Origin of the sequence: Yoonia sp. TsM2_T14_4, from assembly GCF_049602355.1 — a bacterium.
Classification (GTDB): domain Bacteria; phylum Pseudomonadota; class Alphaproteobacteria; order Rhodobacterales; family Rhodobacteraceae; genus Yoonia; species Yoonia vestfoldensis_A.
This window is the reverse complement of the sequence record NZ_CP187137.1, coordinates 50001-74420: the sequence shown is the minus strand read 5'-3', so window position 1 is coordinate 74420 and position 24420 is coordinate 50001. Positions and strand designations below refer to the sequence as shown.

General features: G+C 58.2%; 20 protein-coding genes, 1 tRNA gene and 2 rRNA genes (1 of these 23 cut by a window edge). 5 read left to right on the top strand and 18 right to left on the bottom strand.

All coding sequences use genetic code 11. The features are described from left to right. Positions 1-33: 33 nt before the first annotated feature. The 3 genes from ACPF9B_RS00340 to ribA all read right to left on the bottom strand — a co-directional run bounded on the left by ACPF9B_RS00340 (position 34) and on the right by ribA (position 2254). On the bottom strand, positions 34-537 hold the full coding sequence (locus tag ACPF9B_RS00340; RefSeq protein WP_007206001.1) for an RNA pyrophosphohydrolase: 504 nt from the start codon (positions 535-537) through the stop codon (positions 34-36). 47 nt (positions 538-584) lie between these two features. Continuing rightward, positions 585-1079, bottom strand: a complete 495-nt coding sequence (locus tag ACPF9B_RS00335; RefSeq protein ID WP_007206002.1) for a L,D-transpeptidase family protein — start codon at positions 1077-1079, stop codon at positions 585-587. Between the two features lie 95 nt (positions 1080-1174). Then, positions 1175-2254, bottom strand: a complete 1080-nt coding sequence (ribA, locus tag ACPF9B_RS00330; protein WP_007206003.1) for a GTP cyclohydrolase II — start codon at positions 2252-2254, stop codon at positions 1175-1177. A gap of 152 nt (positions 2255-2406) precedes the next feature. Between ribA and ACPF9B_RS00325 the strand changes: the two genes are divergently transcribed. Further along, complete coding sequence (locus ACPF9B_RS00325; protein WP_213393883.1) at positions 2407-3093, top strand: response regulator transcription factor; 687 nt, start codon at positions 2407-2409, stop codon at positions 3091-3093. A 104-nt stretch (positions 3094-3197) separates the two neighbouring features. Continuing rightward, positions 3198-3572, top strand: a complete 375-nt coding sequence (locus ACPF9B_RS00320) for a rhodanese-like domain-containing protein (RefSeq protein WP_007206005.1) — start codon at positions 3198-3200, stop codon at positions 3570-3572. Here ACPF9B_RS00320 and ACPF9B_RS00315 read toward each other — a convergent pair. Both ACPF9B_RS00315 and serB read right to left on the bottom strand, forming a co-directional pair. Beyond that, on the bottom strand, positions 3569-4690 hold the full coding sequence (locus tag ACPF9B_RS00315) for a trans-sulfuration enzyme family protein (RefSeq protein ID WP_424178429.1): 1122 nt from the start codon (positions 4688-4690) through the stop codon (positions 3569-3571). The genes ACPF9B_RS00320 and ACPF9B_RS00315 overlap by 4 nt on opposite strands. Positions 4691-4731: 41 nt before the next feature. Continuing rightward, positions 4732-5607: a phosphoserine phosphatase SerB gene (serB, locus tag ACPF9B_RS00310; protein WP_040482908.1), complete on the bottom strand. Its 876-nt coding sequence runs from the start codon at positions 5605-5607 to the stop codon at positions 4732-4734. A 172-nt stretch (positions 5608-5779) separates the two neighbouring features. Here serB and ACPF9B_RS00305 point away from each other — a divergent pair, with 172 nt between their 5' ends. Together ACPF9B_RS00305 and serA are read left to right on the top strand one after the other, a co-directional pair. Next, positions 5780-6922 carry a phosphoserine transaminase gene (locus tag ACPF9B_RS00305; protein ID WP_424178427.1) on the top strand — a complete coding sequence of 381 codons (1143 nt, stop codon included), beginning with the start codon at positions 5780-5782 and terminating at the stop codon, positions 6920-6922. A gap of 88 nt (positions 6923-7010) precedes the next feature. Then, positions 7011-8603 carry a phosphoglycerate dehydrogenase gene (gene serA / locus ACPF9B_RS00300; RefSeq protein ID WP_424178424.1) on the top strand — a complete coding sequence of 531 codons (1593 nt, stop codon included), beginning with the start codon at positions 7011-7013 and terminating at the stop codon, positions 8601-8603. Positions 8604-8684: 81 nt separating this feature from the next. On the opposite strand, the gene ACPF9B_RS00295 is transcribed toward serA, so the two are convergent. The 7 genes from ACPF9B_RS00295 to ACPF9B_RS00265 all read right to left on the bottom strand — a co-directional run bounded on the left by ACPF9B_RS00295 (position 8685) and on the right by ACPF9B_RS00265 (position 16400). Beyond that, positions 8685-9830: an iron-containing alcohol dehydrogenase gene (locus ACPF9B_RS00295; protein ID WP_424178422.1), complete on the bottom strand. Its 1146-nt coding sequence runs from the start codon at positions 9828-9830 to the stop codon at positions 8685-8687. A gap of 3 nt (positions 9831-9833) precedes the next feature. Beyond that, positions 9834-11213 (bottom strand): aldehyde dehydrogenase family protein, encoded by a 1380-nt coding sequence (locus ACPF9B_RS00290; protein ID WP_424178420.1) that lies wholly within the window; start codon positions 11211-11213, stop codon positions 9834-9836. A 27-nt stretch (positions 11214-11240) separates the two neighbouring features. Beyond that, on the bottom strand, positions 11241-12608 hold the full coding sequence (locus tag ACPF9B_RS00285) for a glutamine synthetase family protein (RefSeq protein ID WP_424178418.1): 1368 nt from the start codon (positions 12606-12608) through the stop codon (positions 11241-11243). Between the two features lie 62 nt (positions 12609-12670). Then, positions 12671-13708 (bottom strand): TRAP transporter substrate-binding protein, encoded by a 1038-nt coding sequence (locus ACPF9B_RS00280; protein WP_007206013.1) that lies wholly within the window; start codon positions 13706-13708, stop codon positions 12671-12673. A gap of 58 nt (positions 13709-13766) precedes the next feature. Beyond that, positions 13767-15092, bottom strand: a complete 1326-nt coding sequence (locus ACPF9B_RS00275; RefSeq protein ID WP_007206014.1) for a TRAP transporter large permease — start codon at positions 15090-15092, stop codon at positions 13767-13769. Continuing rightward, positions 15082-15612, bottom strand: a complete 531-nt coding sequence (locus ACPF9B_RS00270) for a TRAP transporter small permease subunit (RefSeq protein ID WP_424178416.1) — start codon at positions 15610-15612, stop codon at positions 15082-15084. The genes ACPF9B_RS00275 and ACPF9B_RS00270 overlap by 11 nt, the downstream gene beginning before the upstream one ends. Continuing rightward, positions 15597-16400 (bottom strand): N-formylglutamate amidohydrolase, encoded by an 804-nt coding sequence (locus ACPF9B_RS00265; protein WP_424178414.1) that lies wholly within the window; start codon positions 16398-16400, stop codon positions 15597-15599. The genes ACPF9B_RS00270 and ACPF9B_RS00265 overlap by 16 nt, the downstream gene beginning before the upstream one ends. A gap of 136 nt (positions 16401-16536) precedes the next feature. Here ACPF9B_RS00265 and ACPF9B_RS00260 point away from each other — a divergent pair, with 136 nt between their 5' ends. Continuing rightward, positions 16537-17406 carry a MurR/RpiR family transcriptional regulator gene (locus ACPF9B_RS00260; protein ID WP_424178412.1) on the top strand — a complete coding sequence of 290 codons (870 nt, stop codon included), beginning with the start codon at positions 16537-16539 and terminating at the stop codon, positions 17404-17406. A 169-nt stretch (positions 17407-17575) separates the two neighbouring features. Here ACPF9B_RS00260 and ACPF9B_RS00255 read toward each other — a convergent pair whose 3' ends face one another. The 6 genes from ACPF9B_RS00255 to ACPF9B_RS00230 all read right to left on the bottom strand — a co-directional run. Then, complete coding sequence (locus ACPF9B_RS00255) at positions 17576-18751, bottom strand: mandelate racemase/muconate lactonizing enzyme family protein (protein WP_424178410.1); 1176 nt, start codon at positions 18749-18751, stop codon at positions 17576-17578. Beyond that, complete coding sequence (locus ACPF9B_RS00250; protein ID WP_424178408.1) at positions 18748-20358, bottom strand: GMC family oxidoreductase; 1611 nt, start codon at positions 20356-20358, stop codon at positions 18748-18750. Before ACPF9B_RS00250 ends, ACPF9B_RS00255 begins: the two co-directional genes overlap by 4 nt. 735 nt (positions 20359-21093) lie before the next feature. Next, positions 21094-21264, bottom strand: a complete 171-nt coding sequence (locus tag ACPF9B_RS00245; protein WP_424178406.1) for a hypothetical protein — start codon at positions 21262-21264, stop codon at positions 21094-21096. Between the two features lie 121 nt (positions 21265-21385). After that, positions 21386-21462, bottom strand: a tRNA-Met gene (locus ACPF9B_RS00240). Positions 21463-21544: 82 nt separating this feature from the next. Next, positions 21545-21659, bottom strand: a 5S ribosomal RNA gene (gene rrf / locus ACPF9B_RS00235). Between the two features lie 118 nt (positions 21660-21777). After that, positions 21778-24420: ribosomal RNA gene (locus ACPF9B_RS00230) — 23S ribosomal RNA — on the bottom strand (it continues 191 nt past the right edge of the window).

Genomic DNA, 24420 nt, shown 5'->3' with positions numbered 1-24420 from the left:
CGGAAGATGGGAAGGGCGCCATGCCTTGCGCGATTAAAGCTTGGCGGCGAATTCGGCCAGCACCTGTTCATAGACCGCCCGTTTGAACGGCACGATCCCCGCAACCAGATCGGCGGGTGGCACCCATTTCCATGCGGAAAATTCGGGATGGGCGGTTTGCAGATTGATCTGGCTGTCCTGCCCGTGAAACCGCATCAGGAACCATTTCTGTTCCTGCCCGCGATAGCGCCCTTTCCAGATATGCGGCACCAATGCGACAGGCAGGTCATAGGGGATCAGCCCTGCTGTTTCCGCCTCGATACTGACAAGGTTCGGGGTGATGCCGGTTTCTTCTTCCAGCTCGCGCAGGGCGGCGGTGCGGGTATTCTCGCCCGGATCGACGCCCCCTTGCGGCATCTGCCAGGCGTCGGTGTCGCGATCAAGACGCTGGCCCACAAAGACATGGCCGCGCGGATTGATCAGCATGACGCCGACGCAGGGCCGATAGGGAAGATTGGCGATTTCGTCGATGGTCATGAAAGGGCCTTGGTGTTTCATGGGCTGCTCCTGTTTCTTTGACCACAGATCGCCACAAGGTCCAGCGGTTATGCGATAACAAGCCGTGTTTCGTGCCGGATACGGGCCGCGATCCAGCGCAGATGGTCACGGCGCAGCCCGATGCAGCCCGCCGTGGGCCGCCCCGGCCCCCGCCATTGGTGGATGAAAATGGCAGACCCCCGCCCTTTGACCGCATAGGGCCAGTTCCAGTCGGTCAGGATAACAAGGTCATACATCGGATCGGCACGGCGCAAGCGTTCGTGGCGATAGGGGTGCGGTGCGCGCACCATCATGTTGTAATCGGGGTCGCGTATATCATCAGACCACAGATCAAAGGGCTTGATCGGCAGCGCCCAATCCGCAGGCCGCGTCATCCGGTCGGACCGGTAGAGCATACCGACAAGGCGGTGCGTGCCGATGGGAGTGGCACCATCGCCTTCTTTCTTACGCTTCACGACGCCCCCATGCCCGATGGTACGGGGAAAGCGACGATTCAAAAACCGTAGGTGAGTGGGGGTCAGAACAAGATCGGTTGGTTTCATGGGGGATGATTAGCCAAGGATCAGGCAGGATAGCCAGTGGTAAAAGCGTTCAGCTGTGAAATGATGCCGCTGGTGGATGCTGGTCGAACCATCCCCTACAATAAATGCCCTGACTTGGCGGCCTTGGTCGCCAGATAGCCATGATTGTGCGAATTTTCCCCAACTTTGAGCGGGACACGTTCGACGACTGCGATCCCGCAGCTTTCCATCCGAGCGACCTTGGCGGGGTTGTTCGTCAGCAGGCGCACGGCACTAAAACCCATCTTTTTCAAAATCTCCGCGCCGATGCGGAAATCGCGTTCATCGTCCTCGAACCCCAGACGGTGATTCGCTTCGACCGTGTCGAAGCCTTGATCCTGCAACGAATAGGCGCGCATCTTGTTGGCCAGCCCAATCCCGCGCCCTTCCTGATTAAGGTAAAGGAGCACCCCTGCCCCTGTCGCCCCCATCTGCGCCAGCGCACCGCGCAATTGCGGGCCGCAGTCGCATTTCAGCGACCCCAGCAGATCGCCGGTGAAACAGGCCGAATGCAGCCGCGACAGCACGGGCTGCGACCGGTCGGGCTGGCCGATTTCGACGGCGTAATGTTCCTCGGCCCCGTCGTCGGGGCGGAAGATGTGCAAGCGGCCCGCCTCGGACACCTCCAGCGGCAGGCGGGCGCTGATGACGGGGCGCAGCGGGCTGAGCGTGAGGTCAAGTGCGGCAGCCCCCGGGATCAGGGTCAGGTCGTACGCTTTGGCAAAACCATGCGCATCATCAATCGCCAGCACCAAAGCGGCCGGCAACAGCCGTGCAGCCTTGGTCAGCGCAATTGCCGCGCGGTGCAAGTCAGCGTTGCCATCGCGGATGCTGCGCAGCGGCCCTTTCATCGGGGCGCGCAGGTCATCGGCGGGGTCAGCGACGGACCGGACCCACGACAGGCCCACATCCAGCGGCAATGCGATCCGCGCCAGATCACCGTCATAGGCGCGGGCTTTGAGCGTTTGCGCCCGCCAGCTTGTGATTGCCAGCACAGGCGCGCCGCCCAAGGTGCGCAGATGCGCCAGCCTATCGGCATCCAGCGTTTCCGCCGCCAGCATGACAGCCCCGCCATCCAGCACCACAGGCACGCCCATGCGCAGATCAGCCCGCGCGCGCGCCAGCCGTTCGGTGATATCGGGGGAAAATCCTGTCATCGGGCACCTGTCAATTGTTTCACCTGATAGCCCGTTTTCGCGCAAAGTGAAACAAAACCCCGCCTGATGACACGTCCGTGTGAACCATCGGCGGGAAATCTTGTTTGATCCGTATCTGTTCACAAATCCATGATGTAATGATGGAGACTGTAATGGCCCAACTCAAAAAGATTCTGCTGGTGGACGACGATGACGACCTGCGCGAGGCGCTGGGCGAACAATTGTTGATGACCGAAGATTTCGACGTGTTCGAAGCGGATGACGGGGCCAGCGCCATCGTCAAGACCAAGGAAGGTCTGTACGACCTGATGATCCTTGATGTCGGTCTGCCGGACACCGATGGCCGCGAATTGTGCCGCCGTCTGCGCAAGCAGGGCGTCAAATGCCCGATCATCATGTTGACCGCACAAGACAGCGATGCCGATACCATCCTTGGGCTTGATGCAGGTGCCAATGATTACGTCAGCAAACCGTTCAAGTTCCCCGTGCTTCTGGCGCGGATCCGCAGCCAGCTGCGCACGCATGAACAATCCGAAGACGCGATCTTTCAGCTAGGGCCATACACGTTCAAGCCCGCGCAAAAGATGCTGATCACCGAGGATGACAAAAAGGTGCGCCTGACGGAAAAAGAGACGAACATCCTCAAGTACCTCTACCGCGCGACCGACGGCGTGGTTGCCCGCGACGTGCTGCTGCACGAGGTCTGGGGCTATAACGCGGGTGTCACAACACATACACTAGAGACGCATATCTACCGTCTGCGCCAAAAAATCGAACCCGATCCGTCCAACGCGCGTTTGCTGGTGACGGAACAAGGCGGCTACAGGCTCGTTTCCTAAGAACCCCGCCGGTGATCGGGTTATATCACCACCCTCCCTGTTGGACTTGCCCGGGCCTTGTGCCCGGGCATTTTTTCAACGTCATTAACAGCTAGGATATTATCATGAAGACAGCTCAGGATTATCTTGACGAAGCGAATGCCGTCGTCACCCGCATCACCAGCAAGGACGCTATCGCCAAACATGCCGAAGGGGCCGGTGTCTTTATCGACGTGCGTGATAGCAGCGACATTGCCAATTCGGGCACGATCAAAGGCGCAGAACGCGTGGCGCGCGGCTTTATCGAATTTGCCGCCGATCCAACGTCAAAATTTCACAAGCCGTTCTTTGACAAGGACAGAACCTATTACCTTGTCTGCGGTCTAGGTGGACAAGCGGCCCTTGCCGGCAAAACGCTGAAAGACATGGGTTATCCCAATGTCATCAACGTTGGCGGCATCGGCGACTGGAAAGACGCGGGCGGCCCGGTCGAGGATTAAGCCAGCGCCTGATCCCAGTCAGCAATCAGATCGTTGATATGTTCGATCCCTGTGCTGACACGGATCAGGTTTTCCGGAATACCGGTATGCGGCTCGATCGTGTGCCGGTGTTCCACCAGACTTTCGACACCGCCCAGTGACGTGGCCCGCAGGAATAATTCCAGCTTGCCCGTCACGCGAAGCGCATCCGCGCGCCCGCCCTTGACCAGCACCGACAACAGGCTGCCGAACCCGCCCTGCATCTGACGCAAGGCGATGTCATGGCCTTGGTGGTGTGGCAGACCCGGATAAAACACATCCGCGACCGCGTCATGCGCCATCAGATGCTGCGCCAGCGCCAGCGCGTTCTGCGACATCCGTTCGACCCGCAAAGGCAGGGTGCGCATGGCGCGGGTCAGCAACCACGCCTCGAACGGGCCAAGGATCGCACCCGCCATCTTGCGGTCCGCCTTGATCGCCTGCCAGACGTCCCTTTCGGGGGCGGCGGTGGATAGAACCCCTGCCAGCACATCGGAATGCCCGTTGATCGCCTTGGTCGCGGAATGCATCACAATATCGGCCCCATGATCGAGCGCACGGGTCAGGACCGGCGTGGCGGCGGTGCCATCGACCAGCAGAATGCCCTTTGTCGCCTGTTTGACGGCGGCGATATCTACGGTCAGCAACCACGGGTTTGACGGCGTTTCGATCAGCACCAGATCGGCGGGGTGCGCCTGGCAGGTCGGGATCAGATCGGCGGCGGGGGCTTCGATCAGGGTAATCTCGCGGCGCGCGCAGAAGTCACGCACCCATGCGGTGGTGCCCCAATAGATGCCTGATTGGACAATCGCGCTAGCCCGATTGGGCAAAGCGCGGAACACGGCGGCAATCGCGGCCATGCCAGATGGAAACAGCAGCGTATCTTGCGCATTTTCCAGCGCGCGGATCACCGCCTCGGCCTGGCGCATATTGTCGGAATTGTCGCGCGAATAGATGTTGTCAGGGCGGACCAGCGCATAGCTTTTGTCACGCAGGAATGTCGTTGACGGCTGCAAGGCAGGCACGACCCCCCCTGATTGCGGGTCAAGCGCGCCTGCGGCATGGGCGGCGATGGTGGCGGGGTGCAATGGCTTTTTCATCCCGCTATCTGGCGGAAAGACATGGCCCAGCACAAGGGGCGTCAGCCGACAAAATCATCCCGACCATAGCCTTGCAGATACAGCAACGCCGTCAGATCACCGTGGTTGATGCGGATATCGCATTGCGCCTGCACGGCGGGTTTTGCGTGCAAGGCCACACCTGCCCCGGCGCGCGACAGCATGCCCAGATCATTGGCCCCGTCGCCCACCGCCAGTACGTCAGCCGCGGTGATGCCAAGCCGCGCGGTGATGTCTTCCAGCGCGGCAACCTTGGCCGCCTTGCCCAGGATCGGGCGCGCCACATCGCCTGTCAGCCTGCCATCCGCCACCAGCAGAGTGTTGGCACGGTTCTCGTCGAAACCCAAACGGGCCGCGACCTGCGCGGTAAAGGCGGTGAAGCCCCCCGACACCAGCGCGGCATAAGCACCCTGCGCCTTCATCGTGGCAACCAGCACAGCCCCCCCCGGCATATAGGTGATCCGGCTGGCCAGCACCTGCGCGATCACCGCCTCTGGCAGATCGCGCAAGAGGCCGACGCGTTCGATCAGGGCCGCTTCAAAATCCAGCTCGCCGTTCATGGCACGCGCGGTGATGCCTGCGACATGCGCGCCGACACCTGCCTCATCGGCCAGTTCGTCGATACATTCCTGCTGGATCATCGTGCTGTCCATATCGGCCAGCAGCATCTTTTTGCGGCGGTTGGCGGCAGGCTGGATCACCATATCGACGCCGTGATCCTGCAGGTCAGCCCAGATATCCCAACAGTTGGATGGCATGACAGGAATGGCAAATTCAGCTGCCTCGTCAGGGGCAAGCCAGACCGCGTCAGCACCGCCCCATGCGTTGCGCAAATTCTCGACCAAAGCCGGGTCAAGACCACGGCTTACGGGATTGGTCAGCAAAGTTGCGGTGAACATGATCTTTTCCTTCAAGGCGTAGTTTCCGATCGGCGACAGCGATGTCGCAAAAAGTGGGTCAAGCGGCGGTCTAGCTGCATTTTGCAGATTGTGAAAGTCCGCGCCACACTCTAACAGCGGCGGTGGGACACCCTTCCCCAACGAAGGGCGATTATCTGAGAGGATACCAGAAATGGTTACGACCAAACCGGCAGCGCGGCCGGCAAACCCGCGTTTTTCGTCCGGCCCCTGTGCCAAACCCCCCGTCTGGAAACTGGATGCCCTGCGCGACGCCCCTTTGGGCCGGTCGCATCGTGCCGCCATTGGCAAATCCAAACTCGCCGAGGCGATTGACCTGACCCGTGAAATCCTTGGCGTGCCTGCCGATTACCGCATTGGGATCGTGCCTGCATCGGATACCGGTGCGTATGAAATGGCGATGTGGACCATGCTGGGCGCGCGCCCTGTCGAAATGGTCGCATGGGAAAGCTTTGGTGCCGGTTGGGTGACCGATGTGGTCAAACAATTGAAAATCGATGCCACCGTGCATGAAGCCCCTTACGGCGAAATCGTCGATATGGCGGCGTTGAATTACGATCATGACGTCTGTTTTACATGGAACGGCACGACTTCGGGCGTGCGGATGCCACATGGCGACATGATCCCTGCTGACCGTGCGGGCCTGACCTTGTGCGATGCGACATCGGCCGCCTTTGCGCAGGATCTGCCTTGGGACAAGCTCGATGTGACCACGTTCAGCTGGCAAAAGGTGATGGGCGGCGAAGGCGCGCATGGGATGCTGATCCTAAGCCCGCGCGCGGTGGAACGGCTGGAAAGCTATACGCCCGCTTGGCCCTTGCCCAAGATTTTCCGCCTGACATCCAAAGGCAAGCTGATCGAAGGCATTTTCAAAGGCGAGACGATCAACACGCCCTCGATGCTGGCGGTTGAAGATTATCTTGTCGCGCTGAAATGGGGCCGGTCCATCGGCGGGCTTGACGCGTTGATCCACCGCGCCAATGCCAATGCGCGCGCGATCTGGAATTTCTGTGCCGATCATTCGTGGATCGACAATCTGGCCGTTGATCCGGTGACACGGTCGAACACATCTGTTTGCCTGAAATTCACCGATCCACGCATCACTGATGGCGAAGCCTTTGCCAAGGCTGTCGCAAAACGGCTGGAGGCGGAGAACATCGCACTGGATATCGGAGCCTACCGTGACGCGCCTGCCGGTCTGCGGATCTGGTGCGGCGCGACGGTGGAAACATCGGATATCGAGGCGATGCTGCCTTGGCTGGACTGGGCATATCAGACCGAGATTTCACACCAATGACCCCGTCCCGGGCTTGACCCGGGACCTCCACCAGAGGCCCCGGATCACGTCCGGGGCGCGGATACCCATATTTTAAGGAGCGCCCATCATGGCACCCAAAGTACTCATCTCCGACGAACTGTCCGAAGCGGCTGTGCAGATCTTCAAAGATCGCGGCATTGACGTCGATTTCCAACCGAACCTTGGCAAAGACAAGGAAAAGTTGCTCGAAATCATCGGCAACTATGACGGTCTTGCGATCCGGTCCGCCACAAAGGCGACCGAAAAGATCATCGCTGCGGCCACCAATCTGAAGGTGATCGGCCGTGCTGGTATCGGTGTCGATAACGTCGATATCCCTGCGGCATCCAAAAAGGGCATCATCGTGATGAACACGCCCTTTGGCAATTCGATCACCACCGCCGAACATGCGATTTCGCTGATGATGGCCGTGGCCCGTCAAATTCCCGAGGCGAACGCATCCACCCATGCCGGCAAATGGGAAAAGTCCCGCTTTATGGGCGTGGAACTGACTGCGAAAACGCTTGGCGTGATCGGTGCGGGCAATATCGGGTCCATCGTGATCGACCGTGCCTTGGGTCTGCGGATGAAGGTTATCGCTTATGACCCCTTCCTGTCCGAGGACCGCGCGACCGAAATCGGTGTCGAGAAAGTCGAGCTGGACGATCTGCTGGCGCGCGCTGATTTCATCACCATGCACGTGCCGCTGACCGACCAGACCCGCAATATCCTGTCGCGCGAAAATATTGCCAAGCTGAAACAGGGTGTGCGGATCATCAACTGCGCCCGTGGCGGTCTGGTTGACGAAGACGCTTTGGCCGATGCGCTGAAATCCGGCCATGTCGCAGGTGCGGCCTTTGACGTGTTCGCCGTGGAACCCGCCACCGACAGCCCGCTGTTCAACCTGCCCAATGTCGTCGTAACGCCCCATCTTGGGGCCGCGACCACCGAAGCACAGGAAAATGTGGCCCTGCAGGTTGCAGAACAGATGTCAGATTACCTGTTGACGGGGGCCGTCAGCAACGCGCTGAACATGCCGTCCGTAACGGCGGAAGAAGCCAAGATCATGGGGCCATGGATCAAATTGTCCGGTCATTTGGGCAATTTCATCGGCCAGATGACGGATGAACCGATTATGGCAATCAACATCCTGTTCGATGGTACGGCCTCTGAAATGAACCTCAAGGCGCTGACCGCTTCGTCCGTTGCGGGCATCATGAAGGCGACAAATCCAGACGTGAACATGGTTTCCGCACCCGTGATCGCCAAGGAACGTGGGGTCAAGATTTCGACCACCAAGCAGGACCAATCCGGTGCATTTGAAGGCTACATCAAGGTCACCGTGGTGACTGAGAGCCGTGAACGTTCGATCGCGGGAACCGTGTTCAACGATGGCAAACCGCGCTTTATTCAGATCAAGGGCATCAATATCGATGCCGAAGTGGGTGAAAACATGGTTTATACCACAAATAATGACGTGCCGGGCATTATTGGGGTGTTGGGCAGCATTCTGGGCACGAACAGCGTGAACATCGCCAACTTCACTCTTGGCCGCGCCGAGGCGAAAGGCGAGGCAATAGCACTGCTCTATCTCGACGAGCCTCTGCCAGCCAAGGCGGTTGCCGAGCTGGAAGGCACGGGCAAGTTCAAACAGGTCAAACCCCTGCGGTTCGATATCTGAATGCCGGGGGCGCGCTGCATTGCGCGCCCCTGACACCGCGGCAGATGCAGGCAAGCCGTATTGGCAGAATGGCGTGCTGCTTTACATGCAGGCCCCGAATAACGCACGGGTATTTTCGCGGGTCATTGCGACAGGATTGCCACCGCAAGACGGATCAAGCAGCGCCATTTCGGTCAACTCGTCCAGCCTTGCCGCCTCGACACCCAGTGCAGTCAGGTTCGCGGGAATCGACAGGCTGGCGCGCAAGTCCATCACATGCGCATAAAACCCGTCAAATCCGCCCGCGATGCCAAGGTAAGCGGCGGCGCGGTCGATCCGAACCTCGATCTCGGCACGGTTGAAATCCAGCACCATCGGCATGACAACAGCGTTCGTCGTGCCGTGATGGGTGTTGTAAACTGCGCCGATCGGGTGGCTCAGGCTGTGGATTGCGCCTAGCCCTTTCTGAAACGCAACAGCGCCCATCGCGGCTGCCGACATCATGTTGGCCCGTGCATCAAGGTCATCTGGAACGGCATAGGCACGCGGCAGGTTTTCCAGCACCAGTCGCATGCCTTCCAAGGCAATCCCCTGGCTCATCGGGTGATAATGCGGGCTGCAATACGCCTCTAGACAATGCGCAAGCGCGTCCATGCCGGTACCCGCCGTAATAAAGGCGGGCATGCCGACGGTGAGGGCCGGATCGCACAACGTGACCACCGGCATCAGCTTGGGGTGGAAGATGATTTTTTTGCGATGCGTCGCGCTGTCGGTCAGCACACCGGCGCGCCCAACCTCTGATCCGGTGCCTGCGGTCGTGGGCACGGCGATGATCGGCGCAATCGTGTCGGGGTTGGCGCGGGTCCACCAGTCGCCGATATCTTCCAGATCCCAGACGCTGACGGGTTGGTCCACCATCAGCGCGATCATTTTACCAAGGTCCAGCGCCGACCCACCACCAAAGGCCACCACACCGTCATGGCCACCCGCGCGGTAAACAATCAGGCCGGCCTGCATGTTCGCTTCGGTCGGGTTGGCATCGACTTCGGAAAACACCGCACGGCCCAACCCTGCCGCGTCGAGCAGGTCCAGTGCCTGCGCCGTGATCGGTAGGCTGGCCAGCGCCTTGTCAGTGACCAGTAAAGGCCGCGTTATACCTGCGCCTTTGCATAGCGCAGGCAGTTCGGAAATCCGGCCTACCCCGAATTTGATCGTGGTCGGATAGCTCCAGTTCGCAGTCAATGTCATGTTTCAGGCCTTTTTCAGGTGGTATGATTTGGCACGGGTCAGCGCCAGATAGCCAAGGGCAGATAGGGCGGCACCGCGTCCGGTATCCTTGCAGCCAGTCCAGCAGAGCGCCGGGTCTAGATAATCGCAGCGGTTCATCAGCACGGTGCCGGTCTGGATTTGGTCACCGATCCTACGGGCGGCGGCTGCGTCATTGGTCCAGATTGATGCGGTCAGCCCATAGGCGCAATCGTTCATCAGGCGGATCGCCTCGGCATCATCCTTGACGGGCATGATGCCGACGACGGGGCCAAAACTTTCCTCGCGCATCACACGCATGTCATGGGTGACATGGGTCAGGATTTGCGGGGCGAGATATGCACCACCATCATCGGCGGGGAATTCGGCTGGATCAATCAGCGCATGGGCGCCTTGGGCGACAGCCTCGGCCACCTGATCGCGCACGATGGCGGCGAAGCGTTTATGCGCCATCGGCCCCATCGTTGTGTCCTGATCCAGCGGATTGCCAAGGCGCTGGGCGCGCACCCAAGCGACGGCCTTTTCGACGAAAGCATCATAAAGGCTCTCATGCACATAGATCCGTTCGATCCCGCAGCAGCATTGGCCGGAATTGAACATCGCCCCGTCCATCAGGCCGTCAACAGCGGCGACCAGATCCGCGTCTGCGCGGACATAACCGGGGTCTTTGCCGCCCAGTTCCAGCCCCGTGCCACTAAAGGTGCCAGCGGCGGCCTTTTCAATCGCGCGGCCCCCGCCGACAGAACCGGTGAAGTTGATGAAATCGAAAGACCGTTCCGCGATCAGCGCTTCGGTCGTGGCATGGTCGAGCACGAGGTTCTGGAACACATCCTGCGGCACGCCTGCGGCATGGAACGCCTGCGCCAGACGTTCGCCCGCGAGCAAGGTCTGGCTGGCATGTTTCAGCACCACGGCATTGCCCGCGATCAGGGCGGGAACAATGGTATTGACGGCAGTCAGAAACGGATAGTTCCATGGCGCAATAACGAACACCACGCCTTGGGCCTGGCGCGCAATCAAGCGGGTGAATTTGTCACTGTCTTCGACCAGTTCGTCAGCCAGCACATCCGACGCGATCCCCGCCATGTAAGCCGCACGTTCGCGCACCCCGCCAAATTCGCCGCCATAGCGCACCGGGCGGCCCATCTGCCATGCCAGTTCCGGCACGATTTCAGCAGCCATCCCCTCGAGCGCGGTAATTCCCGCCATCACCGTGGCGATCCGCGTGTCCAAAGGCAGCCCGGCCCAAGCGCCTTGCGCCTTGCGCGCGCGCGCGACCGCGGCTTGCGCATCAGCCAAGGGCAGTGCCGTGCGTTCGGCATAAACCGACCCGTCCACGGGTGAAATCAAACTGATCGTTGTCATCAAAGCTCCTGTATGTGTGGTCCGGGCCTAGCCCCGTTCCAGCAACCGCTGTCGTTCGAAATCGGTGACGACACGGTCATGTTCTTCAATCTCCCACCTTGCGGCGCGGGTGTAATGATCCACCACATCATCGCCAAAGGCCGCACGCAGCATGGCAGAGCCTTGCAGCAGATCCGCAGATTCGCGCAAGGTTTTCGGTATCTCGCGCGCATCGGCCTTGCGATAGCTGTCGCCCTGCATTTCGGGTTCGAGGTCCATCTTGCCTTCGATCCCTGCCAGACCGGCGGCGAGCAAGGCCGCACAGGCCAGATAGGGGTTCAGGTCCGCGCCCCCGATCCGACATTCGACGCGCACAGCCTTGGTGCCGTCGCCACAAACGCGGAAACCGGCGGTGCGGTTATCAAGCGACCAAACCGCTTTCGTCGGGGCAAACATGCCGACGCAGAACCGTTTGTAGCTGTTCACATAAGGTGCCAGCAGCGCCGTAATCTCGCGCGCGTGTGCCAGTTGCCCCGCCATATACTGCCGCATCAGCGCTGACATGCCGTATTCGGCGTCCTTGTCCAGAAAGGCAGGCGCACCGTCCAACGTCCAGAGCGATTGATGCACATGGCTGGACGATCCCGCGCGCCGGTGGTCGTATTTCGCCATGAAGGTCACGGATTTGCCCAAGGCATGCGCGATTTCCTTGGTCGCCTGTTTGGTGATGACATGGAAATCCGCTGTCGTGACCATCGCGTCATAGCGGATGTTGATTTCTTCCTGCCCTGCTTCTGCCTCTCCCTTCGAATTCTCGACAGGGATGCCCGCGCCATAAAGCCCGTTGCGCAAGGCACGCATCAGCGGTTCTTCCTTGGTGGTCTGGAACAGGTGGTAATCTTCGTTATAGGCGGACACGGGCGTCAGGTGATCGGTGCCGCCATCGCGCAGGGCGTCATAGCTTTGTTCGAAAATATAGAACTCCAGTTCCGTCGCGGCCATCGGCTGATAGCCCAGCGCCTGTGCGCGGGCGACCTGCCGTTTCAGGATCGCGCGGGGGGAAATGGCGATTTCCTGATGCGTGTGATGGTCCAGCATGTCGCACAGCACCAGCGCCGTGCCGGGCAGCCATGGCACACGGCGCAGGGTGGAAAGATCAGGCTTCATCACATAATCGCCATAGCCTTTTGCCCAGGAGGTCGAGGCATAGCCTGCCACTGTCACCATCTCCATATCGGTGGCGAACAGGTAGTTGCAGCAATGGGTTTCTTGATAGCCCGAATCCAGAAAATGCGCGGCGTGGAACCGCTTGCCAACCAGACGGCCCTGCATATCAGGTGCAGCGACCATGACGGTGTCAATCTCGCCCGCGTCAAAGGCTGCGCGTAAATCCGCCAGCGTCATCAGTCCCGCCATGGTGATTGCCTCTTTATTCTATGCTTGAAAAGGGGATGGGGGCGAACCCCCATCCTGCTGGATTACGAATACCGATACGGCCGTCCGGCCTGATCCATCGCGGCATTATAGTTGCGGAAAATGTCGACCACCTTGGCTTTGGTTTCAGATTCCGCTGCGATTTCTTCCCAGAATGCACGCGCCGCAGTCTCGACCGTGGCCCATTCAGCGTCGGGAATGGATGTCAGTTCCAGCTTTTTGCTTTCGGTGCGCAGACGGGCTTCGCCTGCCCAGTACCAATGCTGGCGATAGTAATGCGATTGCTCGAAACAGGTGGTCATCAGCACCTGCAGATGCGGCGGCAATTCGTTCCAACGTTCCATGTTGGAAAAGAAATGCCCGATCCACGCGCCCGAAATGTTATTGGTCAAGAAATGTGATGTGACATCGGCCCAGCCAACCTCGTGCGCTTCAGTGATGCCACACCATGCCACGCCGTCGATTTCGCGGGTTTGCAGCGCGATTTCAACATCCTCCCAAGGCACAGTGACCGGCACGACGCCGAATTGTGACAAGAACCGACCAGCTGTCGGGAAGGTGAATACACGCTTGCCCTGCAAATCCGCCAGCGATGTGATCGGCGTTGACGTGATGAAGTGGCAAGGGTCCCATGATCCGGCAGAGATGTGTTTCACGCCGACCTTTGCATATTCTTCGCCCCAGATTTCATTCAGGCCCCAATTGTTAAACAAGGCCGGCACATCAAGGCTGTAACGGCTGGCAAACGGGAAATAGCCGCCGAACACCGTGACTTCAGTGGGCGATGCCATGCTGTCATCATCCGATTGCACGGCGTCGATGGTGCCGCGTTGCATGGCCTGAAACAACTCGCCAGTGGGAACGAGCTGGTCAGCATAGAACAGGTCGATCTGCATTTCATCGCCAGCGATGGCATTGAACATGTCAATCGCGGGTTTTGCCACCTGCGCGCCCAGCGATGCGCCGGCGTAGGTTTGCAGCCGCCAGCGGATGGTGGATTGCGCGTGAACCGCAGGGGCGGCTAACGCAGCGGCACCGCCAAGGGCACCTGTCGTCAGGAACTTACGTCTTGTCGTGGTCATGATCTTTCCTTCCGGTTGGGGTGAAAATCCGGCGGGTTGGCCCGCTCTTCGTCGTAATTCAGGGAAACAGAACGCTGGGCAGCCATAACGCGATCTGTGGAAACGCCATCACAAGCCCCAGCCCGATGATCATCACGCCCACAAAGGGAATGATGGAGCGGTAAATCTCGGTCAAGGTAACCTCGTTAGGGGCCATGGCGCGCATCAGAAACAAATTATAGCCAAAGGGTGGCGTCATATAGGCAATCTGGCAGGTGATCGTGTACAGCACGCCGTACCAAATCAGGTTGAACTCCAGCATCTGCACGATCGGCACATAAAGTGGCGCGACAATCACCAGCATCGCGGTATCGTCGAGGAACATTCCCATCAGCAAGAACGACACTTGCATCAGGATCAGGATTTCCCAACGGCCAAGCCCCAGATTATCCATGAACAATTGCCGGACAAAATCCACCGCGCGCAGCCCGTCAAAGACAGCGCCAAAGGCCAGCGCGGCAAGGATGATCCACAAAAACATGCACGAAATTGCCAGCGTTTTCTTTGTGCAAGTTTCCAGTATCGCCCAAGTCATGCGTCCCTTGGCAACGCTGACGGCTAAGGCTGAAATCGCGCCGACGACAGCGCTTTCAACCAGACGTGTATAACCCAGCACAAACGGCACCATCATCACCGCGAAAATGGCCAACGGCATCAGCCCCGACAACAGCAGCATGTATTTTTCACGCGTGGTGACCTGCGCCAATTCCTCAGGGTCAATTGCTGGGCCAAGGGCCGGGTTCATCCGGCAACGCAGCCAGATATAGAGGATGAACAAAACCGCCAGCATCAGCCCCGGCACCAGTCCCGCCGCCCAAAGATGCGTCACCGGCTGGCGTGCGATCATCGCATAAAGCACCAGCACCACCGATGGTGGCACCAGAATCCCAAGGCTAGACCCCGCCTGAATGACGCCCGTCACCATCAATTTATCATAATTCCGCTTGAGCAGTTCGGGCAACGCAATCGTGGCGCCAATCGCCATGCCAGCCACGCTAAGCCCGTTCATCGCGGAAATCAGCACCATCAGCAGGATCGTCCCGATCGCAAGCCCCCCCGGCACAGGGCCGAACCAGACATGGAACATCCGGTAAAGATCATCAGCCAATTTGCTTTCGGACAACACGTAGCCCATGAAAATGAACATCGGCAGGGTCATCAGCGGGAACCAGTTCATCAGCTTGATGGTCTGTGCAAAGGCCAGATCATGCCCGCCACGATCACCCCAAAGCCACACCGCCGCAACGACAGCAACAAAGCCGATGACACCGAACATCCGCTGCCCCGTCAGCATCACGGCCAGCATCGACCCGAACATCAATGCGGCGATCATTTCATAGGGCATTGGTGTCATGCTCCGCGATTTTGATGCCCCGCAGGGTGGCGATATCCCGGATCAGAAAGGCGCTGCATTGCAGGATCATCAGGACGATGCCGAAACACATGATGATCTTGATCGGTGCCATATAAGGCTGCCACAATCCGCGCCGCCGTTCACCGTATTCCAGCGCAAATTGCGTGCTTTCGATCCCGCCCCAAAGCAAAACACCCAGATATGCGATCAAGGTAAAAATCGTAATGCAGTCCACCGCCGCCTTGGTCTTGTCCGACCAACGGTCATACAATAGGTCCATCCGCACAGCCGACCCCATCTGCAATGAATAGGCCCCGCCCAGCATGAAATACCCCATCAGCAGAAACTGCGCCATTTCATCGGTCCAGATCTGTGGCGAGAACCCCGCACGCGCTATCGCGCCCCAAGCCAGCACGCCCATCAGCGCAAACAGGCTCCACATCGCAAGCCGCCCGACGCGATAATTCAGCGCCTCGACCATATGCAGATAGGTCATCACAAAACGGGGCATGGCATGCTCGTCACCTGTGTGATTGCACGGGTCAGCACACGGACCAAACGTGTGGCAATTTCCATCTGTGCCTTTGGTGTGGCGATCAGGTCATTGCGCAGTTCCAGCATCACATTTTCCAGCCCATAAGGCAGCGCATGCAAGCGCAAGGTATGCGTGACATGATCTGCCGCAGAATATGGTGCGTTCAATGCGGTCAACAGGCCCAGATCATCAGCCTCTGCAACAATCTGGCGCGCCAGCGCCGGCAGATCATCGTGGATCACCCCGCATTCGACATCGCGTGGAACGCCGTGCCATGTTGGCGAAAATGAATGGATCGTCACAACAACAGGCCGCCTGCCCAGCGCCAGCGCACGGGCAATACGGGCACGAACAAGGTTGTGAAACGGCAGATACACGCTCTCCATCCGCGCCAGCCTTTCGCCAACGGTGATGCTCTGGTTCATCACAACAGGGTAAAGCTCGGATTGTGCCGGGCAGGCATCAGGGCGGTCGGGGCTGCGATTTAAATCAAAGATCAGTCGCGACAATGGCGCATGGACCAGTTCGGCACCCCCGTGATCGCGCGCCAGCAGCGGGCCCAGCGCGCGGGCCAAGCCCAATGCGCCCAGATCACTGGCCGCATGTGACGCCAACAAGTCAGGTGCAGCATCCACCCAAGGCATAACAACATCATTGGATGCGTGTTCACAAATCAGGATCACGCAAGGCACGGTTTCAGCCTGATCGCCGGATTGATCCCAGCTGATCACACTGCCCGCCCAATCTGGCCCTGATCCTGTCATCGTCTGCATCCTCGGCAGGCTGAAAATTCCGTTACGTCAAGGCTGCACCGCCTTGCATTTTTGCGTCAAGTACATTTCCTTTCTTTCTTTTTTGAAACAAACGTTTCAAATTGGCTATGACGACAGGAAGAATCGCATGACCCAGTTTCAAACGCTCGAAGACCAGTTGCGCGCCGCCATTCCGACCATGACCCGTGCAGAACGCCAATTGGCCAGCCATATGCTGGGGAACTTTCCCTTGTCGGTGCTGGGCACAGTGGCGACTATTGCGCAGGATGCGGGCGTCTCTGCCCCGACAGTCGTGCGGTTTGTGCGCAAGATCGGGTTTTCCGGCTACCCCGAATTTCGCGCGCAACTGCACGAAGAAATGGGCGAACGACTGGCATCGCCGATCACAAAGCACGAAAAATGGGCAGATAGGTTGGAAATTGACCATCCTCTGAACCGCTTTGCCCTGCGTGTGATCGAGAATCTACGGCAAACTCTCAGCCAGCAAGACCTGCGGACCTTTGATGCCGTGCGTGACCTTCTGGCAGATAAATCGCGCTCGGTTTACCTTATCGGGGGGCGGTTGACGCGGTCTATTGCCGAATACTTTACAACAGCCCTGCATGTGATGCGGTCTGATGTGACGCTCCTGTCCAGCCAACCCAATACATGGCCGCCTGCGTTGCTGGATATGTCGGCTGGTGACGTGCTGGTCGTGTTTGATATCCGTAGATATGAACCATCCGTGCAACAATTTGCGGAACTTGCACATGCCCAGCAGATGGAAGTCGTGCTGTTTACAGACCAATGGGTTTCACCGACTGCAGGCGTGGCACGTCATATCTTAACATCGCAGATCGAAGTGCCATCCGCATGGGACACGATTGTCCCGCTCATCGCGCTTGTCGAGTCCATGTTGTCAGCGCTTCAGGACGCCAATTGGCAAGACACCCGAGAACGGCTGGAACGCATGGAAAGGTTCTACGAAGAAATGCTGTTGTTCAAAAGGATGCGTTGACCTGCCAAGCAACGCAAACAGCCACTGCGCAGGTTCAGGCGCGGTTCACATCAGCCAAGATGCCCCCGACAGATTAAGTGACGGTGTGCTTTTGCCATCGGCGGATTGGTTTGCTGGCAGTACTGGCACTGCGCCATTTACGTGATGGGCATTAATCCCCCATCAGGTGTCAACATGCATCCTCACTGCATTTGTAGGCGGATTTGGCAAGCCATTCAGGGTTGATCTCGGCCCCCCAGCCAGGCGCATCGCTCACCACGACTTGGCCAGACGTGACCTTGTAAGGATCGTTGAGGAACAAGTCGCGCTGCCATGGATAGTAATCGTCACCTTCGATCGAAAATTCCAGATAGCGCCCGGGATTGGGGACTGCGCGCAAGAGATGCATGGTAAATAGGGTGACCAACGACAGATTGGCGGCATGCGGTGTGCAGGGCAGCCCCGCTGCATGGCCCATGCGGGCCACCTCCATGCTACGGATCATCCCCCCCAGATACAAAATGTCGGGCTGTATGATATCAACAGCGCGCATGGCGACGATGCGCTTCCACTGCTGGATATCCCAGTCTTGTTCGCCACCGGCCACGTCGATTGACAGCGCACGAGTAACTTCTGCGGTTTGCTCCAATTCCCAATAGGGACAAGGCTCCTCGAAATGTTCGTAGCCATTGGCTTCCAGCATCCGGCCCACCTCGATCGCCCGGACGATGCCAAACCCGGAGTTCCCGTCAACCAGCAACGCGGCATCTGGGCCCATGGCCTTGCGGATCGCGGGAATGATGGCTTCCGTGCGCCCATCCCATGCGTCCTTGTCTTGGCCGCATTCTGCACCAACACGCACCTTGAAGGCATCAAACCCGCACTCGTCACGAAGTTTTTGTAGCCGAACCGCTTCGTCCGGGGGCGTGATATCGCGCCGCATCGAGGACGCATAGGCGCGCACTGGACCTACCGAACCGCCTAGCAGCTCTGCCACCGGCTTGCCCACGGCTTTGCCGCGCCAGTCCCAGACAGCCGTGTCCAGTCCAGCCATCGCCCGACGCAAATAGGTGCCGGGAAACTTGTGCTCTCGGAGCGGAATCTCGGCAATCACATCCTCAAGCGCACCCATGCCGCGCCCCAAAGCCCAAGGTGCCACCTGCCGATGCAGGATCTCGCATGTCAGGTCGCTACTGTAGGTGGACACTTGTCCCCAGCCGGTCGAATTGTCCTCGGCCGTGACCCGCACAAAACCGATCAGCGGCGTGCAAAAAGTTTCGATCCGGCGAATCCGCGGGCCGCTATCGTGTTTGCCGCGATCACTGGAAACCGGCACTGCGCCGGACATCGAGTAGGGCGTGCTCATGCATCCTCCAAAATAAGCGCCGCCGCGCGATGCGCCAGCATCATGGTCGGGGCATTGGTGTTGCCCGAAGTCAGATTCGGAAATACCGAGGCATCAATGACCCGCAATCCTTGTACCCCGTGTACCTGTAGCTGTGGGTTGACGACCGAGGATTGCACATCTTGCCCCATACGGCAGGTGCCAACCGGATGAAAAACGGTGCCGGAGCGTTCACGGAAATCCGCCAGAATCTGGTCGTCGTCCATGACCCGCAAATCCGGGCCCATCGCGGTTTCCACCAACCCCTGCAATGCGCTGGTTTCAATCAACCGCTGACACAGACGCCCGCCTGCCACAACCAGCGCCCTGTCTTCTTTGGTCGCCAATGAGTTGGGCTGGATTCGTGGCGCTGCCATCGGATCCGCAGAGCTGATGTCAATGCGACCACGGCTGGTGGGGCGGGACGGCTGAAAGCCAATGATAAATCCCGCGAACGGATCTGGCTGAATGACACTGCGCTTGCCATGCGGCGTTGTCGTGTAAGTGACAGGGTTAAAGTATAGCTGCTGATCCGGCCCGACCAGATCCGGCGACGAGCGGAAATACCCACCGCACTGGTTCACCGATAGCGCCAGCGGCCCGCGCCTTGTCAGCGCGTATTGCAGCGCTGCCCGCAGCTTGCCAGTCAATGGCCGCAGGATATTGTTCAATGTTGGTTCTGTGGCCCTGAAATAATAGTTTATTCCCAGATGGTCCTGCAAGTTGCCACCAACATGCGGCGCATCGCACAGCGGCATGATCCCATGCGACTTGAGCAGCTCCGCCGGGCCGATACCCGACAGCTGAAGCAACCGCGGCGAAGTCACCGCCCCCGCGGAAAGGATAATCTCGCGGCCCGCGCGAAAGGTCAGCCTGCGCCCGCCCTTATTCACTTGCACTGCCGCAGCCCGCAGGCCCTCAAAGACGATCCGTTCTGCGATAACGCCAGTCATCAGGGTGACATTCGGACGCTTCAGGGCGGGTTTCAGAAAGGCCCGCGCGGAATGCATCCGGCGGCCCTTGCTGGTGTTGATCAAGTACGCCCCCGCGCCCTCGCACGCACTCCCGTTGATATTATCGGTGCGCGGCAGTCCCAGTTCTTCTGCCGCGGCAAAGAAATGCCGGTTCACTGGGTGGATCTGGTCCGAAACATCTTGGACATGTAGCGGACCACGGCCTTGGCGATCGCCGCGAGTTCCGCGCCGGGTTTCCATCGCCTCATAGGTCTGCTGCACGGTGTCCCAGTCCCAGCCGGTCGCCCCAGCTGCCGCCCAATCCTCAAAGTCCTGCGGCAATCCGCGCGCGTAAACCAGCGCATTGATGGCCCCAGATCCGCCGACCACCTTGCCGCGCGGCCAATAGCCACTGCGTCCGGCCAGCGCGTCCTCTGGTTCGGTCTGGTATTTCCAGTTTACCCGAGAATCGTAGAAGGTTTTGCCGTACCCAAGTGGCAAGGCAATCCATGGCGACCAACCGCGCCCACCGGCTTCAAGCAAAAGCACCTTGTGGCGTCCTGAAACGCTCAGCCGCTCGGCCAGCACGCAGCCTGCAGAGCCCGCCCCCACGATGATATAATCGAAATCTTCCATTCAATCCCCCTCCAAATCTCGCGGTGGTTTTGGCACGCCGAGTTGACATCTTGTAAACAAATAACTGCCTGATCAGAGCCTGAAATAAAGCGCAATGTCGACGCTCTGGATGAACGTCATTCCTGACTTGCGCTGGTTGGCGTGCCTTAGCAAGCTGACAGCGCCGTGTTTGTCATCAACTGCAGACTGAAGAGCAGAAATCCGGTGGTATGATTGCCCCCCTGGCATGATGCCAAACGAAAACTGGGCCTGTGGCGCTTGGATGATACCACTGCCCGGCCACAGGTATCGCCGCAACAGGACGCCCGCTGCGGAGTGTTTGCACGAAATGATGGCTGTGCATCTGGTGCGCTTGCCCAGCCCGAAAGCCACAATTATCGACCCTCTGAACTCTCTTTATGACCAAGGGACGACAAGGGGTAGGTCAACGGCTGAACACGCGTATCTCTGAGTTGAGGGTTGGCCTCTGGATCGTTGATGTGACGCGTTGGGTCGCTTTTTGGCGAACGCGCAAGCAAGGCCTCGGCCCGGGTCAAAACGCCCCGCCCCGTCCGACATTGGGGTCAGGAGGTCAAGCTGATCACGATAAACCGCGTGTGCCTGATCCGTTCGGGCCGCCTACGATTTTCTTGGACATTTGACGCGGCTGGGGCGTGTTCAAGGCATCTGTCGTGATTAATATGGTGCGGATCAGTGTCGCCTACCGCAAGCGATTTCAGCGACTGCGCCTCGCGCCTAGGCAGGCTGCGTAGCGTAAGCGGGGTCAAAGCGTTTCCCGCTGCCATCGGTGGTCGCGTAGACCAGCGCCTTCAGGCAAATCGAGATCCATATGACGAGATCGGCAGAGGCCAGCGTGTTGAAGACGACGTGTTCAGTGGTGATTTCAAAGCTGAACGTTCTTTGCATAGGGTGCCCGTCGCCCTTCGCTCAGCCGCCTTGCTTGCGTCCACAACGGGTCCAGTGTGGTATTCAAACGCCAAGAACCACCCGAGGGTGGGTGGTAACGTAATGATATATTGTATATTTTTGGTTGCGGGAGTAGGATTTGAACCTACGACCTTCAGGTTATGAGCCTGACGAGCTACCGGGCTGCTCCATCCCGCGCCAATGTTTGGCGCACCTATTTTGGTAGGTGCATCGTAAGAGAGATACCCTTGGAGTGTTCCAAGGAGGCGTTGTTTATTAGGTTTGGCAGTGACTTACTCTCCCACGTCTTAAGACGCAGTACCATCAGCGCTGCGGCACTTAACTGCCGAGTTCGGGATGGGATCGGGTGTTTTGCTCGCGCTATGACCACCAAACCAAAAAAACAACGCCAGCGATGTGCCTTTTGAGGGGCACACCGTTATGTTCCAAGTCATGTACGACTGTAGTTTTGTGTATGTATCCTGATTTTCGCCAGTCTTACTATTACTGGATCAAATCAAGCCTATCGGGCAATTAGTACCAGTCAACTGAACGCATTGCTGCGCTTACATCTCTGGCCTATCGACGAGGTGGTCTACCTCGGCCCTCAGGGATACCTTGTTTTGAAGGGGGCTTCCCGCTTAGATGCCTTCAGCGGTTATCCTGTCCGATCATAGCTACCCTGCACTGCCGTTGGCACGACAACAGGTCCACCAGTGGATCGTTCACCCCGGTCCTCTCGTACTAGGGGCAACTCTTCTCAAGTATCCTACACCCACGGAAGATAGGGACCGAACTGTCTCACGACGTTCTAAACCCAGCTCACGTACCTCTTTAAACGGCGAACAGCCGTACCCTTGGGACCTGCTCCAGCCCCAGGATGAGATGAGCCGACATCGAGGTGCCAAACGGTGCCGTCGATATGGACTCTTGGGCACCATCAGCCTGTTATCCCCAGCGTACCTTTTATCCGTTGAGCGATGGCCCTTCCACTCGGGACCACCGGATCACTATGGCCGTCTTTCGACTCTGCTCGACTTGTCAGTCTCGCAGTCAGGCTGGCTTCTGCCATTGCACTCAACGAGCGATTTCCGACCGCTCTGAGCCAACCTTCGCGCGCCTCCGTTACAATTTGGGAGGCGACCGCCCCAGTCAAACTACCCACCACGCAGGGTCCCGGACCCGGATAACGGGCCGCGGTTAGACATCAAGCAAGATAAGGGTGGTATCTCAAGGGAGGCTCCACAAGGACTAGCGTCCCTGCTTCAAAGCCTACCACCTATCCTGCACATATCGTGCCTGATGCCAATGCGAAGCTATAGTAAAGGTGCATGGGGTCTTTCCGTCTAACCGCGGGTATCCTGCATCTTGACAGGAAATTCAATTTCGCTGAGTCCACATTTGAGACAGCGGGGAAGTCGTTACGCCATTCGTGCAGGTCGGAACTTACCCGACAAGGAATTTCGCTACCTTAGGACCGTTATAGTTACGGCCGCCGTTTACCTGGGCTTCAATTCGGAGCTTGCACTCCTCCTTTTAACCTTCAGGCACCGGGCAGGCGTCAGACCCTATACGTCGTCTTACGACTTCGCAGAGCCCTGTGTTTTTAGTAAACAGTCGCCACCCCCTGGTTTGTGCCCCCGCCCAAAAGTTGCCTTCTGAACGGGCCTCCTTCTCGCGAACTTACGGAGGTATTTTGCCGAGTTCCTTAAATGTGGTTCTCTCAAGCGCCTTGGTATTCTCTACCAGTCCACCTGTGTCGGTTTAGGGTACGATCTAGCGGAGGGCTATTTCCAGGAACCTCTAAGCGGCCTCCCCAATCCGATAAGGGGAAACAACCTTCGAGATCCGTCACATCCTCCTGGCCCAGGAATATTAACCTGGTTCCCATCGACTACGCCTTTCGGCCTCGCCTTAGGGGTCGGCTTACCCTGCTCAGATTAGCTTTAAGCAGGAACCCTTGGACTTTCGGCGAGGGAGTCTCTCACTCCCTTTGTCGCTACTCATGTCATCATTCTCACTAGTGATCTCTCCACCGGATCCCTCACAGGCCGGCTTCACAGAAAGCTCCCTGCGTCCAATATACCCCGAAGGGCATTAAGGACGCTTGGAACTATGTCACACTACGCTCTGCTACCATGCAATAAATTGCATCCCAGACTTCGGCTCATGGCTTGAGCCCCGTTACATCTTCGCCGCAGGACAACTTATTTAGACCAGTGAGCTGTTACGCTATCTTTAAAGGATGGCTGCTTCTAAGCCAACCTCCTGGTTGTTTTGGTCGTCCCACTTGCTTTCCCACTTAGCCATGAATTAGGGGCCTTAGTCGTAGGTTAGGGTTGTTTCCCTCTTCACAACGGACGTTAGCACCCGCTGTGTGTCTGCCGGATATTACTCCTCGGTATTCGGAGTTTGGTTAGGATCAGTAAGACGGTGAGTCCCCATTACCCATCCAGTGCTCTACCCCCGAGGGTATTCGTCCGACGCTCTACCTAAATAGATTTCGCAGAGAACCAGCTATCTCCGAGTTTGATTGGCCTTTCACCCCTAGGCACACCTCATCCCGACCTTTTTCAACAGGTGTGGGTTCGGACCTCCAGTTAGTGTTACCTAACCTTCATCCTGGACATGCCTAGATCACTCGGTTTCGGGTCTAATGCATCTAACTCAATCGCCCTATTCAGACTCGCTTTCGCTGCGCCTACACCTAACGGCTTAAGCTTGCTAGATACACTAAGTCGATGACCCATTATACAAAAGGTACGCTGTCAGGTCTCAAGGACCCTCCAACTGATTGTAGGCGTTCGGTTTCAGGTACTGTTTCACTCCCCTCGTCGGGGTGCTTTTCACCTTTCCCTCACGGTACTGGTTCGCTATCGGTCAGTAAGGAGTACTTAGCCTTCGAAGGTGGTCCTCCGATGTTCAGACAGAATTTCACGTGTTCCGCCCTACTTAATACGTCCAATCATGCTTCTTATACGGGACTGTCACCCACTCTGGTTGTGCTTTCCAACACATTCTAATCACATTCATGGCTCGGCTGGTCCCCGTTCGCTCGCCGCTACTAGGGGAGTATCTGTTGATTTCCTTTCCTCCGGGTACTTAGATGTTTCAGTTCCCCGGGTTTGCTTTTGTAAACCTATGTATTCAGTCTAC